This is a genomic window from Rossellomorea marisflavi (assembly GCF_001274775.1).
In the GTDB taxonomy this organism is placed as follows: Bacteria; Bacillota; Bacilli; order Bacillales; family Bacillaceae_B; genus Rossellomorea; species Rossellomorea marisflavi.
Map to the genome: position 1 here is coordinate 38,392 of NZ_LGUE01000006.1, position 13,021 is coordinate 51,412.

The window sequence follows — 13,021 nt, forward strand, 5'->3', positions numbered from 1 at the left end:
TAAAAGGCTACCCAACTTGCTTTCCCTCATTTATCAATCTCTTGAAGGTTAAATCTCCGAAGAAAAAATAATCGTAAAGGAGAAATTCCTGATTGGTAGTGGGCGAAGTCAAAAACCAGGAGTAGGGCTTTCAACTATAAATAAAGAAATTAACTTAGAGAGAAGATGTTGACCCCACAACCAAATGTTTCAAATAGTTGATACCGAACCCCAAACAAAATATACTTAACTAAGAGCTATCTTGTCTGATAATATGAAAGCATTTTCATAAACAGGCATACGCGTTTATACAACTAAAAAGAACGGAATTGACTTCAAGGATTCCCGTCATTCGACATGGGTGAATCCATTCGTTCAAATGTTCACAAAAGGAAGGGAAAATGATGAAAAAACTATTGGGAATCGATTTAGGTGGAACCACCGTTAAATTTGCTATTATGACTGAAGATGGTGAGATTCAACAGAAGTGGAGCATCGGGACGGATATCCGGAACGATGGGAAACAGATTGTGCCACAGATCATTGAGTCGATTAATCACCATTTGGAATTATACGGGTTGAGCGCTGATACTTTCTTGGGGATCGGCATGGGCTCTCCAGGGACGGTAGATCGGGAAAATGGAACCGTCATCGGAGCGTATAATTTGAATTGGAGCACCCTTATACCGGTTAGACAGATGATCGAAGCGGGTACAGGGATTCCTCTTTATATCGACAATGATGCGAACGTTGCGGCATTGGGCGAAGGATGGAAAGGTGCCGGTGAAAACGGCAAGGATGTAGTGTTCGTGACCCTCGGTACGGGTGTCGGCGGTGGCATCATTGCAGAAGAGAATCTTCTTCACGGAAACGTGGGGGCTGCAGGGGAAATCGGTCATATGATCGTCGAGCCTGAAGGGTACCTTTGTACGTGTGGGAATCATGGCTGCTTGGAAACCGTGGCAAGTGCGACAGGTGTCGTCCGTCTCGCCAGGGATCTGTCTGAGGAATACGCTGGTGATTCCGAATTAAAGGAATTGATTGATGACGGACAGGAATTGACGGCCAAGACCATCTTTGATCAGGCAAAAGCCGGCGATGCTCTCGCAGTGATTGTAGCCGATAAATTCTTCTTCTATCTTGGACTTGCATGTGCGAACATCGGGAATCTTCTCAACCCTGAGACCATTGTCATCGGCGGCGGTGTTTCGGCAGCGGGAGACATGCTCTTGGAAGGGGTAGAGAAATATTTCCAACAGTTCGCCTTCCCGTCCATCCGGACAAGCACGAAGTTGAAACTGGCTCAGCTTGGAAATGACGCAGGTGTGATTGGTGCAGGTTCATTGGTGACTCGGCAAAAATAACATCATCCGTGCAGGCTGAAGTCCGGTAAGATCGGACGAAGAAGCATAGAACATGGAACCTCTTCGCTCGTTGAGCGAAGAGGTTTTTTCTATATCCAGGACGATTGACGATGGAGAGGTTATCTACCATTGAGAGTTCGCATCTGAAAAAATGACCGTTGCAACGGTCACTTTTCAGAGAATCATTGGCCGTTGTATGCGTTACCATAAAAACAAGGAGGTAAGGAGATGAGTTCAAAAGTCAGTTATGAACAAGATCTATTACGCTATCTTTCAAAAAAGCAGGAGTATGTAACATCGAAGGATCTCCTTGAAGTACTGAATGTTTCACAGAAGACCGTTTATCGGTTGATAAATAAAATTAATGCAGAATGCGATGGGGAACCACTGATCGTGTCTGAGCGGGGAAGGGGCTACCGACTGGATTACGAGAAGTTCATCGCGTATCAGAAGCACCTGGCGAACCCGAAGCAAGGACAGCTCACTCCTCAGGAGAGACGGAAACGGATCATGGGAGAGTTATTATTATCGTCGCCCACCCCGATCAATGTGTATCACTTGTTCAGCCATTACTATGTAGGCGAATCGGTTACATTCCATGATGAGCAGATGATGAGCGAAGAGCTGAAGAAGTATCATCTGGTCCTGGAGCGGAAGAGGCGGACATTGGCGATCCTGGGGGATGAGGTCAATATCCGGAAGGCCCTTAAAGACACCATCGAGATCTTCAACACCATCGACCTTGATGATCTGAAGAGGAACCAGGAGCTTCAATTCAATCAGTATGACGTGTTATTCATATTGGATCAGCTGAGGAAGATTGAAGAGGACCTGGAGATCACGATCCCTTATCCCTATAACGTGAACATTTTCTCTCACTTGTATATCTTACTGAGCCGCTCACGCAAGGTTTCAACCCGGATGTTCTCCGGAACCATTTCAAAAGAAGAAATGGATACGATGATGAACGATTTATTGTATCCGGTTGCAAAAAAGACGATTAAAAATATAGAGAAGTACCTGCATACGCCTTTGCCGGACAGTGAAATCTATTTCCTCTATCAATATCTGGTGTCGTCCCGCATGCAGGGGTCGCTATCCATCACGTCCACGTTTTCACCAGAGGTAATGGACGTGACGAATGCCTATATTGATCATATGAGCAGCATAGTGGGCATCGAGTTTGATCACAAGGCCATGTTCATCGATCTTGCCAATCATATCAAGCCCATGCTGAATCGCCTGGCGCATAAAATCCGGGTGCAGAACAATCTATTGAGTCAGATCGAGAGCACGTATGAAGAAGTCTTCACCGGGGTGAAAAAAGTGTCCCGCATGGTGAGTGAAACATTTAAGCTGCCGGTCATCAACGACGATGAGATCGGGTTCATCACCCTGTATTTTGCCAAGGCCCTTGAAACCGGTCAGCATCATCGACCGCTTAAAACCTTGATCATGTGCACGACGGGGATCGGGACATCCGAGCTGTTGAAGGCGAAGGTGGCGAAGAAGTTCCCTGAACTCGAGATTGTGGATGTGATCGCATCACGTAATATCCGGATGATTCAGGAGAACTATGCCGATGCCGATCTGATCTTGAGTACGGTTCAGATCACCGAAGAAGTGCCGATCCCGTCCTTACTGGTCAGCGCCATGTTTACAGCCGATGATCAGAAGCGACTGCAGGCGAAGATCGAGGTGATCCAGCGTGGCCACTAACTCACTCTATCAGGTTCATTTCCGTTCTGCATTGGCATCACGGGAATCAGTCTACTCCTTTTGTGCCGATCACGCATCAAACGATTCGTCCACCCGGCATCATCTGCTCCAGGCATTCCATGACCGGGAGAAGGTGGGCAGTACCCAGATTGCAGAGCACGTCGTCATGCCCCATATCGAGAGCGACCAACTGGACCAGAGTCAAATTATTGTCATCCGTCCGGCTGAACCGATCCTATGGGAGGCAGGAATTGAAAAAATTCAGTTAGTGATCGTGCTTTTATTAAAGAGAAATGAAAGCGCTGCGATAAAAAGAGAGCTCATCCGCTTCACGCGCACCCTGGCAGATGAAGACCATCTCAACGAACTTATTGAGACGGAAGAAGAAGAAGCGTTCAAGAATAAAATCATACCGAATAGGGAGGAATCACAATGAAAATCGTAGGAGTAGCAGCATGCACAGTCGGAATTGCACACACATACATCGCACAGGAAAAGCTGGAGAACGCAGGGAAGAAAGCCGGTCATGATATCCAGATCGAAACGCAGGGAACCATAGGGATTGAAAATGCCCTGACTCAAAACCAGGTCGATGAGGCGGACATCGTCATCTTGGCATCCGATGTAAAAATTGCCGGGCGCGAGCGCTTTGAAGGGAAACGCATCATCCAAGTGACGACGGAGATCGCCGTGAAGTCACCGAATAAACTCATCCAAAAAGCAGCAGAGGTAGTCAGCCAACAGAAATAAGCAGGGGGGCGAACACGATGGAAGTAAAAGACATAGTCGATTTGAATACGATTCACACAAACATCCGGGCCACGAATAAGGAAGAGGCCATTCAAGAACTGGCGGAAACGTTGCTGGCTAACGGATACATCACCGATATGGAAGATTTTCTGAAGGATATCTATGCAAGGGAAGCGATGGGGCAGACAGGCATCGGGAATTATATCGCAATCCCTCATGGGAAGAGTGACTCGGTCAAGAAGATCGGGGTGGCGATCGGGATCACCCAAGATGAAATCGAGTGGGAGACCCTCGACGGGAAGGGCGTCAAAGGCATCATTCTCTTCGCTGTCGGCAATGACAACGACGGGGCACAGAATCACTTGAAACTGTTATCGCTGTTTGCGAGGAAACTAGGGAATGACGAGGTCATTGAAAAGATGCTGCAGTCAGAAAATGCCGAGGACGTAAAAGAGGCGCTGTGCGGCTAGAGAGGCGATACATCTGAAGTTTTACTTATAGGGTGGCTGTTTTTTAGTTGCTGAGATTGAATGTCAAAATCGACGATTTGATCGTAGGAGGAAGAAAGATGAGTAAACTAAAACAATTAAATCTGAAGGGTCACCTGTTGACGGCGATTTCCTATCTGATTCCGATCGTGTGTGGAGCGGGCTTCCTGATTGCGATCGGTATGGGATTCGGGGGCACGGCACAGGGGTCCCTCGTACAAGGTGAATTCTCTATCTGGGACGCGCTTGCGACCATGGGTGGCGCAGGACTTGGGCTCCTTCCCGTCGTCATTGCCACGGGGATCTCGTATTCGATTGCCGGTAAGCCGGGGATCGCACCGGGTTTCATCATCGGATTGACGGCTAATGCCATCGGCGCAGGCTTTATCGGAGGAATTCTTGGAGGCTTCTTATCCGGATTTTTAGCAGTAGCACTGATCAAACATATCAATGTTCCAAAGTGGGCGAAAGGGCTCATGCCTACGTTGATTGTTCCGTTCTTCACATCCATCATCGGCGGACTGATCATGGTATATGTGATCGGAATACCGATTGCTGCGTTCACGTCGCTCCTCACCACCGCCCTTAACAGTCTCGGCACTTCTTCATTATTGGTATTCGGGGGTGTGGTTGGACTCTTGAGCGGTGTTGATTTCGGCGGACCGATCAATAAGACCGTCTTTGCCTTTGTACTTACGATGCAGGCAGAGGGGATTAACGGACCGATCACGGCGCTTCAACTGGTCAATACGGCTACGCCGATCGGATTTGGACTTTCCTTCTTCATTGCGAAATTGTTCGGCAAGAACATTTACACCCGTTCAGAAGTGGAAACGTTGAAATCGGCTGTGCCCATGGGTGTCATCAACATTGTCGAAGGTGTCATCCCGATCGTCATGAACGACATCGTCCGCTGTGTGACGGCTGTCGCCATCGGGGGTGCTGCCGGAGGAGCGGTCACCATGGTCCTCGGGGCCGATGCAACGGTACCGTTCGGGGGTGTACTGATGCTTCCGACCATGTCCCAGCCTTGGACAGGAGCGGTGGCCATTCTCGTCAACGTATTGGTAACGGGTGTTGCCTTGGCACTGCTTAAGAAAAATGTAAAAGAAGATGAACAGATCGAAGTGGAGGAAGAAGACATCGATCTCGACGATATTAAAATCATTTGATTCATAGAGAAGTGGAGGAAATATAAATGAAAAAAGTAGAATTTTCCCCATCGCTCATGACGATGGACCTGGATCAATTTAAAGAGCAGATCACATTCCTCAATGACCATGTGGGCTCGTATCACATCGACATCATGGACGGCCACTATGTTCCCAATATCACGTTATCACCGTGGTTCATCCAGGAGGTGCGCAAGATCAGCAATCTTCCATTGTCAGCGCATCTCATGGTGACCAATCCAAGTTTTTGGGTGCAGCAGCTGGTCGATCTGAAATGCGAGTGGATCTGCATGCACGCAGAAGTTCTCGATGGTCTTGCCTTCCGCCTGATTGACCAGATCCAGGATGCGGGACTGAAAGCAGGCGTCGTCCTGAATCCGGAGACGCCGATCGACACGATCTTCCCTTATATCGATCTTGTGGATAAGATCACCATCATGACCGTCGATCCCGGTTTCGCGGGTCAGCGTTTCATCGACAGCACCCTCGATAAGATCGTGGCATTAAGGGAGCTAAGGGAAGAAGAGGGTTATCGATATGTGATCGAAATGGACGGTTCTTCAAGCAGGAAGACCTTCAAGAAGATCGATGCGGCCGGTCCGGATATTTACATTGTCGGACGGAGCGGATTATTCGGACTGAGCGAAGATATCGAAACATCTTGGAAAACGATGTGCCAGGATTATGAAGATATGACGCAGAAGGTCCTATCATAATGTGTGGGGGTTGGGATCATTCTCAACCCTTTCATTATGCGAAAAAGACATAAAGGAGCGAACGAATATGACACTTCAAACGAAGCAGACAATTGATACATTGACGATCAATACAATCAGGACATTAGCCATCGACGCCATCGAGCAGGCGAACTCCGGGCATCCGGGAATCGCCATGGGGGCAGCCCCGATGGCTTACACGCTCTGGGCGAAGGAGATGGAAATGAATCCTGCCAATCCCGATTGGATCAACCGGGACCGTTTCATTTTATCGGCAGGACACGGATCGGCCCTTCTGTATAGCATGCTCCACCTATTCGGCTACGGGCTGACCATGGATGAGCTGAAGAACTTCCGTCAGTGGGGGAGCAAGACACCGGGACATCCCGAATTCGGTCATACCGTGGGGGTGGAAGCGACCACCGGCCCACTCGGACAGGGGATCGCCATGGCCGTCGGGATGGCGATGGCAGAGAGGCATCTCGCCGACACGTATAATCGGGAAGATTACGACGTGATTAATCATTATACCTACAGCCTATGCGGCGATGGGGACCTGATGGAGGGCGTATCGGCTGAAGCCGCTTCCCTGGCTGGTCACCTGAAGCTTGGCCGGCTCATCGTCCTGTACGACTCCAATGACATCTCACTGGACGGCGACCTGAATCTATCATTCTCCGAAAGTGTAGAAGATCGATTCAAGTCATATGGATGGCATGTGGTGCGGGTGGAAGATGGCAATGACGTAGACGCCATCCAGGCAGCCATCCAAGAGGCAAAGGCGGATACGGACCGTCCTACATTGATCGAGGTGAAAACGACCATAGGCTTCGGATCCCCGAATAAAGCCGGATCCTCTGCGAGTCACGGGGCGCCCCTCGGGGCAGAAGAAGTGAAGCAAACGAAGGCAGCCTATCAATGGGATGCCGAGGCACCATTCTTTGTTCCGGAAGAAGTGGAGGAGCATTTCGCCGGCATGATGGAAGCAGGCAAAGCAAAAGAGGCCACATGGAACGAGCGATTTGAATCGTACAAGGCAGCCTATCCCGAGCTTGCCTCTCAGTTGGAGCGTGCGGTGAAAGGTGAACTGCCTGACGATTGGAAGGCATCGTTCCCTCCTTTTGATGCCGGTTCGAAGATGGCTACCCGTTCATCTTCAGGGGCCATCTTGAATGCAGCGGCGTCCTCCATTCCTGAGCTCATCGGGGGATCTGCCGACCTGGCCGGCTCGAATAAGACCCTAATCTCATCAGAGAAGAATTTCGCCCTGGACGGGTATGCGGCCCGGAACATCTGGTTCGGCGTACGGGAATTCGCCATGGGGGCAGCTCTGAACGGGATGGCCCTTCACGGAGGCGTGAAGGTCTTCGGGGCCACATTCTTCGTCTTCTCCGATTACCTGCGTCCGGCCATCCGCTTGGCCGCGCTCATGAAGCTGCCAGTGACGTACGTGTTCACGCATGACAGTATTGCTGTCGGTGAGGACGGTCCCACCCACCAGCCCGTCGAGCAACTGGCGGCATTGCGCGCCATGCCTGGGATCTCGGTCATCAGACCGGCCGATGCGAAGGAAACCGCAGCGGCGTGGTGCCTGGCACTCGAAAGCAAGGATCACCCGACGGCACTCGTGCTGACCCGTCAGGATCTCCCGACTCTTGATCTTGATCAGGAACAAGTGGATGAAGGGGTGAGTAAGGGGGCCTATATCGTCTCGCCGGCTCAAGACGAAGCGGTGGGACTGCTGCTCGCAACCGGATCGGAAGTATCACTCGCCATCAACGCACAGCATGCATTGGCAGAAGAAGGCATCCACGTCTCCGTCGTCAGCATGCCGAGCTGGGATCGCTTCGAGCGTCAGTCCGCTGCGTATAGGGAGAGCGTGCTACCAAGCCATCTGACAGCACGCCTTGGAATCGAGCTCGGCTCTTCCTTCGGTTGGCGGGAGTACACCGGTCAAAAGGGGAAGACGGTCACCGTTGATGGATTCGGTGCATCGGGCCCTGCGGAACGTCTGCTTGAGGAATATGGGTTTACGGTTGAGAATATTGTAGAGACATTCAAAGGACTTTTAATATAGTTTAGTAGATGAAACCCACCTGGAAAGGGAACTCCAGGTGGGTTTTCATCTATCCAAACGTTTCATTAAACAAATATTGGGTATGAAGTGAAACAGCTACTAGAATATGAGAAAATAACCCCAAACCCATTCAAGAAAGGACGATGCCAAATGGCTGAACCAGTCTATATCCGAGAAGGCTTCGCAAATATGTTGAAAGGCAAGGAGGGGGTGGGAGGCAAGCTTTACCTCGATGAGAAGATGCTCCATCATAAGCCCCATGCCATCAATATTCAACGAGAAGAGACGGCCGTACTTCTAAAGGAAGTTGCATCCGTGGAGCGCGTGCGCAATAGACTGCTTGGCATCCCCTTGCTGAACAATGGTTTGAAGGTGACGCTGCAGAGCGGTCTTGAAGTACAGTATGTCGTGAACAAGGCAGGTCAGTGGGTAGAAGATGTGGAGCGGGCGGTTGCCGATGCGAAGAAGTCGGGCGTGGTATAACGCCCGACTTTTTTCTGTTTACAAGAGTTTTGTTCTTTATGATAGAATAGAAAACAAGAAAAATATGGAATAACCCAAGAGGTGCCTATGGTTAAACACCTATCATCTAAACTATTCAATCTCCTACTCTCCCTTTTCGGCATCATCCTCCTGGGATCGATCCCTGCCCTGTTTGATCAGATGAACCTCTCTTTTTCAGGATACATACGGTCCATTAAAGGGGTGATCCTGGTGCTTGTCGGATTGAAGCCTGCAGTTTACGGAGGGATGGCTGGTCTGGAAAAGCCGATCTTCCCTCAAGTTTTTGTTCATATGGGAGAATCGGGCTTGATTTTGTTCCTTTCGCTTTTGGCAGCGCTTGCGGTGGCATTGTTCATCGTGTTCGTTTATTTTTTGCTTCCTGGGTGGAGCAGGAAGGGGATTGCGTTCGGCCTTCGGGTGCTGGACGGCATTCCGGATATCCTGTTCATGATCGGGACGCAGCTATTGGTGATCTATGTATTCAAGGAGACGGGGCTTGCCGTAGCCAATGTAGCGACGGTCCAGGGGGAACGGGCGGTCCTGCTGCCGGTGCTCAGCCTGGCAATTCCTACGATGCTTATGTTTCTGAAACTACTGATCCTTCGATTCGGTCAAGAGATAGAAAAGGATTATGTGGTATTGGCAATGGCGAAGGGAATCTCTCCTCCCGTGATCCTGAACCACCATGTGCTCAGGAATGTGGTGGTAAGCACAGTGTATTACATAAGGCATCATCTTTGGTTCATCCTTTCAAACTTGTATCTGGTGGAAGTGCTGTTCAACGTTCCGGGCATTTCCTGGTTCATCAAGGATTATCCCACGACGGAGGTTTTTACAGTGGCACTGCTTCTGATTTATGTGCCCATCTATCTTTTATTTCACCTATTTGAATGGGCGATTCCGGGAGAATGGAGGCTTGGAGGATGATGTGGAAGAAGTGGAGGAGGGACGGAGGTGCCATCGTGTCGGGGTTATTCCTCTTGTTGCTTGTTCTTGCGAGTATAGGCAATACCTTTTGGAACGATGGTGACGTGAGACAGACTGTCTTAATGAAGGGGGTGGACGGAACCATTTCGGCTCCTCCATTCCCTCCATCGAAGGAATTTTTATTAGGGACGGATGAGAAGGGGTATGATCTTCTCGGAAGGGCCATAGAGGGAGCGAAGTGGAGTATCGGGATCACGATATTGATTGCGTTTTTGAGGACGTTCTTCGCTTTCTGGATCGGCATGGTCATGACGTATGTTCCGAGGTGGCTGTATGCGAAGCTTGAGGCATTGTTCGATAGTTTTTCCATCCTGCCCCTCACGATGGTGGCATTTGTGATTTTGGAATCAGTTCTCTTGATATCGAGCGGTACGACCCCTGTCCCTTTTTATAAGCGGGCCGGTTTTGAGGTGCTGATCCTGGTCATCCTCGTCCTGCCGCCCCTTTCTTTTTATATGGCGAAGGAGACGAAACGCATCAAGGAGAGGGAGTTCATGGACGCGGCCAGGGTGCTGGGGGGATCGGAGAGGCATCAAATATGGCGCCACATCCTGCCACATCTCCTGCCTGTATCGGGGGTGGTATTCATCCAGCAGTTCGTCCAGACGCTGATCATCTTCCTGCATCTGGGGGTACTCGGTCTCTTTTTTGGAGGCACCATGGTATTCATGGGTCCGAATGGTCCCGAGATTGAATCGATCAGCCAGGAGTGGTCGGGGTTGATTGGAGCGAACTTCCGATATATCGTGTCCCACCCATGGATCCCGCTTGTCCCCATAGGATTTTACACGGCGACGATCATTGCCGCTCAAACCCTGCTGAAACGGATCGAGGGCAGGACGGGAAAGCGGTCTTCATTATAGAATAGAAACGTAACGGAAAGGAATGGACAACATGGACATCAAAAGAAACTGCGCAAAAGCAGCCCTGAAATACATAGAAAACGGCACAATGATCGGACTTGGAGGAGGCAGCACCATCGCTCACCTCATCCGCTTCATCAAAGAAGAACAGCTCGACATCAAGGTGGTCACGCCTTCATGGGAAACGAAACAGAAATGCGAGGAAGCTGGCTTGACGGTCATTCCCCTGTCGGAAGCTACCGAAGTGGATGTAGCCTTTGATGGGTGCGACCAAGTGGACGAACATCTCCATGCCCTGAAGAGCGGTGGAGGCATCCATACGGATGAAAAATTGGTGGCGAGGATGGCCTAGGAGTACATCCTCTTGGTCGACGAGTCGAAAGTGGTGAAGGAACTGACGTATGAGCATCCCGTCGTCCTTGAGGTGATCCCGCAGGCACTGGCCTTTGTGATGAACCAGCTCTTGGATGCAGAGAGGGGCGAGATCCGCATGAGCAGCGATAAAGATGGTCCCGTCATGACAGATCGCGGGAATCTGCTTTTGGACGTGTATGTGCAGGGAAGTCAGGATGGTGTAGGACTGGAAGAGCGGTTGAAAGGACTGGCCGGCGTGCTTGATGTCTCCCTGTTCACATCCGTCGTGACAAAGGCAGTGGTGGCGGGTGAGTCCGGTATTCGCGAAATGACCAAGCGTTAAGCGGCCGGGAAACCTGTGAGGCCGATGGATTCTACAGGTATAGCGGCAGCTCTTCCCACAAATGCCCGCACCATTCTTCAATCATAGTGACAACAACCCATGGTTCTTTCATACACTATCTTGAGGTGAAGAATATGCCAAGAGTAAAGTATAAGGATTCGGATGTGGCCCTCATGGCGAGGATGATGCGGGCGGAAGCTGAAGGGGAAGGGAAGCAGGGCATGCTGTACGTGGGCAATGTCATTGTGAACCGTGCTGTGGCGGAGTGTCTTGATTTCAAGGATGTGCGGACGATTCAACAAGTGATCTTCCAGGTGCAGGGGAATAATTATTCCTTCGAGGCCGTACAGAAGGGGAACCTGTTTTATAACCGGGCAAGATCGGTGGAAAAGCGGCTCGCGAAGCAGAATCTGGATTACTGGCGGCAGCAGCCCGGGAAGTATGCTCTCTGGTATTTCAATCCGTACGCCCCGTGTCCCCCGACGTGGTATGATCAGCCATTGGCCGGACAATATAAGAACCATTGTTACTATGAACCGAAAGCGAACACATGCGCCAGCGTGTACAGAGGATGACAGTTAGAGGACTTCCTGATCGGCAGGAGGTTCTTTTTTTGTATAAACTACCGGCCGATACGACGAAACTGAAGGGGAAGGCCTATCCTTACTGATGCATCGCAAAAGTATGTTAAACTTTAGGAAGTAAATTTTTTAGAATGAGGTATTTCAGCATGAATAAAGTGAAAAAGAAGAACCGCAGCAAGTTGTTTTTACTGATCAGGGGGCTGATGGTGGTCCTCGGCGGATTCATTGCGGCCTACGGTCTTGAGACCGTTTTGATTCCGAATAACGTGTCCGATGGGGGCGTCACGGGGATCAGCATCGTCCTTTCCCAGCTCGGCAATATGCCGCTTGGGATTCTGATCGCCATCATCAACATCCCGTTTGTCTGGCTGGGCTATAAGCAGATCGGGAAGAGTTTTGCCATTTTCTCCATTATCGGGATTGCATCGCTTGCGATTGGGACAAGCCTCATGCACCACATTCCGGCAATCATCGACGGGGATACACTGCTCGTCACGGTGGTCGGAGGGATCATCCTCGGTTTCGGGATGGGGCTTGCGCTCCGTAACGGTGGAGCCCTGGATGGGATCGACATGCTTGCCGTCCTCCTGTCGCGCAAGCTGCCGTTCGGTACAAGTGATTTCATCCTGTTCTTGAATCTATTCGTCTTCATCTTCGTCTCCACGGTATTCGGTCTGCAGGGAGCGATCCTGTCTGCGATTGCCTACTTCATCGCGTCAAAAGTGATCCATATCGTCGAAGAGGGGCTCAGTGGCTCCAAGACGTTCAAGATCATTTCATCGGAACCGAAGCTCATGGTCGAAACCATCCGGGACCGGCTTGGGCGAAGTGCTACGTATAAGGAAGCGTACGGTGGCTACTCTCATGAGAAATTCATGGAAATCACCTGCGTGATCAACCGTCTTGAAGAAAGCAAGCTGAAGGAAATCATCTCCGATATCGATCCTTCAGCGTTCGTGACCATCTATGATGTGGCGGAAGTGAAGGGCGGTAACTTCAGGAAGAACGATATCCATTGATCCAAAGGCCCCACCCAATTTACAGGGTGGGCCTTTTTCGTATTCTTCGACTGCATGGCAGGAAAGGGGTATACTGGTAGGAAAAAGAAGGGAGTTTTCACC

At 50.3% G+C, this 13,021-nt stretch carries 13 protein-coding genes and 1 pseudogene; all 14 read left to right on the forward strand.

Translation table 11 applies throughout. The annotated features are described in order from the left end of the window. Positions 1 to 380 precede the first annotated feature (380 nt). The 14 genes and pseudogenes from AF331_RS17945 to AF331_RS18010 all read left to right on the forward strand — a co-directional run bounded on the left by AF331_RS17945 (position 381) and on the right by AF331_RS18010 (position 12,919). Positions 381 to 1,343: an ROK family glucokinase gene (locus AF331_RS17945; RefSeq protein WP_053429438.1), complete on the forward strand. Its 963-nt coding sequence runs from the start codon at positions 381 to 383 to the stop codon at positions 1,341 to 1,343. A gap of 228 nt (positions 1,344 to 1,571) precedes the next feature. Further along, positions 1,572 to 3,062 (forward strand): BglG family transcription antiterminator, encoded by a 1,491-nt coding sequence (locus tag AF331_RS17950; RefSeq protein WP_053429439.1) that lies wholly within the window; start codon positions 1,572 to 1,574, stop codon positions 3,060 to 3,062. Beyond that, on the forward strand, positions 3,052 to 3,498 hold the full coding sequence (locus AF331_RS17955) for a PTS sugar transporter subunit IIA (RefSeq protein ID WP_053429440.1): 447 nt from the start codon (positions 3,052 to 3,054) through the stop codon (positions 3,496 to 3,498). Before AF331_RS17950 ends, AF331_RS17955 begins: the two co-directional genes overlap by 11 nt. Further along, positions 3,495 to 3,812, forward strand: a complete 318-nt coding sequence (locus AF331_RS17960) for a PTS fructose transporter subunit IIB (protein WP_053429441.1) — start codon at positions 3,495 to 3,497, stop codon at positions 3,810 to 3,812. The genes AF331_RS17955 and AF331_RS17960 overlap by 4 nt, the downstream gene beginning before the upstream one ends. A gap of 17 nt (positions 3,813 to 3,829) precedes the next feature. Further along, positions 3,830 to 4,282: a fructose PTS transporter subunit IIA gene (locus tag AF331_RS17965; protein ID WP_048016160.1), complete on the forward strand. Its 453-nt coding sequence runs from the start codon at positions 3,830 to 3,832 to the stop codon at positions 4,280 to 4,282. A 98-nt stretch (positions 4,283 to 4,380) separates the two neighbouring features. Further along, positions 4,381 to 5,472 (forward strand): PTS fructose transporter subunit IIC, encoded by a 1,092-nt coding sequence (locus AF331_RS17970; protein WP_048013532.1) that lies wholly within the window; start codon positions 4,381 to 4,383, stop codon positions 5,470 to 5,472. A 26-nt stretch (positions 5,473 to 5,498) separates the two neighbouring features. Beyond that, complete coding sequence (alsE, locus tag AF331_RS17975; RefSeq protein ID WP_053429442.1) at positions 5,499 to 6,188, forward strand: D-allulose 6-phosphate 3-epimerase; 690 nt, start codon at positions 5,499 to 5,501, stop codon at positions 6,186 to 6,188. Positions 6,189 to 6,255: 67 nt separating this feature from the next. Further along, a complete protein-coding gene (gene tkt, locus AF331_RS17980) occupies positions 6,256 to 8,265 on the forward strand; it encodes a transketolase (RefSeq protein ID WP_053429443.1) in 2,010 nt (669 codons plus the stop codon). A gap of 150 nt (positions 8,266 to 8,415) precedes the next feature. Next, positions 8,416 to 8,748, forward strand: a complete 333-nt coding sequence (locus AF331_RS17985) for a hypothetical protein (protein ID WP_053429444.1) — start codon at positions 8,416 to 8,418, stop codon at positions 8,746 to 8,748. Between the two features lie 87 nt (positions 8,749 to 8,835). Then, positions 8,836 to 9,696, forward strand: coding sequence for an ABC transporter permease family protein (locus tag AF331_RS17990; RefSeq protein ID WP_053429445.1), 861 nt, complete (start codon positions 8,836 to 8,838; stop codon positions 9,694 to 9,696). Further along, positions 9,693 to 10,619, forward strand: coding sequence for an ABC transporter permease (locus AF331_RS17995; protein ID WP_235576435.1), 927 nt, complete (start codon positions 9,693 to 9,695; stop codon positions 10,617 to 10,619). The genes AF331_RS17990 and AF331_RS17995 overlap by 4 nt, the downstream gene beginning before the upstream one ends. A 31-nt stretch (positions 10,620 to 10,650) precedes the next feature. After that, positions 10,651 to 11,316, forward strand: a pseudogene (rpiA, locus tag AF331_RS18000) (ribose 5-phosphate isomerase A). Positions 11,317 to 11,450: 134 nt separating this feature from the next. After that, positions 11,451 to 11,891: a cell wall hydrolase gene (locus tag AF331_RS18005; RefSeq protein WP_053429446.1), complete on the forward strand. Its 441-nt coding sequence runs from the start codon at positions 11,451 to 11,453 to the stop codon at positions 11,889 to 11,891. 155 nt (positions 11,892 to 12,046) lie between these two features. Continuing rightward, positions 12,047 to 12,919, forward strand: a complete 873-nt coding sequence (locus AF331_RS18010; protein ID WP_048007666.1) for a YitT family protein — start codon at positions 12,047 to 12,049, stop codon at positions 12,917 to 12,919. Positions 12,920 to 13,021: the final 102 nt, after the last annotated feature.

Excerpts from the sequence above, each read along its gene's own strand:
- AF331_RS17985 (WP_053429444.1), top strand. The coding sequence starts at position 8,416 with ATGGCTGAACCAGTCTATATCCGAGAAGGCTTCGCAAATATGTTGAAA.
- AF331_RS17995 (WP_235576435.1), top strand. The coding sequence starts at position 9,693 with ATGATGTGGAAGAAGTGGAGGAGGGACGGAGGTGCCATCGTGTCGGGG.
- AF331_RS17960 (WP_053429441.1), top strand. The coding sequence starts at position 3,495 with ATGAAAATCGTAGGAGTAGCAGCATGCACAGTCGGAATTGCACACACA.
- AF331_RS17945 (WP_053429438.1), top strand. The coding sequence starts at position 381 with ATGATGAAAAAACTATTGGGAATCGATTTAGGTGGAACCACCGTTAAA.
- tkt (WP_053429443.1), top strand. The coding sequence starts at position 6,256 with ATGACACTTCAAACGAAGCAGACAATTGATACATTGACGATCAATACA.
- AF331_RS17970 (WP_048013532.1), top strand. The coding sequence starts at position 4,381 with ATGAGTAAACTAAAACAATTAAATCTGAAGGGTCACCTGTTGACGGCG.
- AF331_RS18005 (WP_053429446.1), top strand. The coding sequence starts at position 11,451 with ATGCCAAGAGTAAAGTATAAGGATTCGGATGTGGCCCTCATGGCGAGG.
- AF331_RS18010 (WP_048007666.1), top strand. The coding sequence starts at position 12,047 with ATGAATAAAGTGAAAAAGAAGAACCGCAGCAAGTTGTTTTTACTGATC.
- AF331_RS17965 (WP_048016160.1), top strand. The coding sequence starts at position 3,830 with ATGGAAGTAAAAGACATAGTCGATTTGAATACGATTCACACAAACATC.
- AF331_RS17990 (WP_053429445.1), top strand. The coding sequence starts at position 8,836 with ATGGTTAAACACCTATCATCTAAACTATTCAATCTCCTACTCTCCCTT.
- AF331_RS17950 (WP_053429439.1), top strand. The coding sequence starts at position 1,572 with ATGAGTTCAAAAGTCAGTTATGAACAAGATCTATTACGCTATCTTTCA.
- alsE (WP_053429442.1), top strand. The coding sequence starts at position 5,499 with ATGAAAAAAGTAGAATTTTCCCCATCGCTCATGACGATGGACCTGGAT.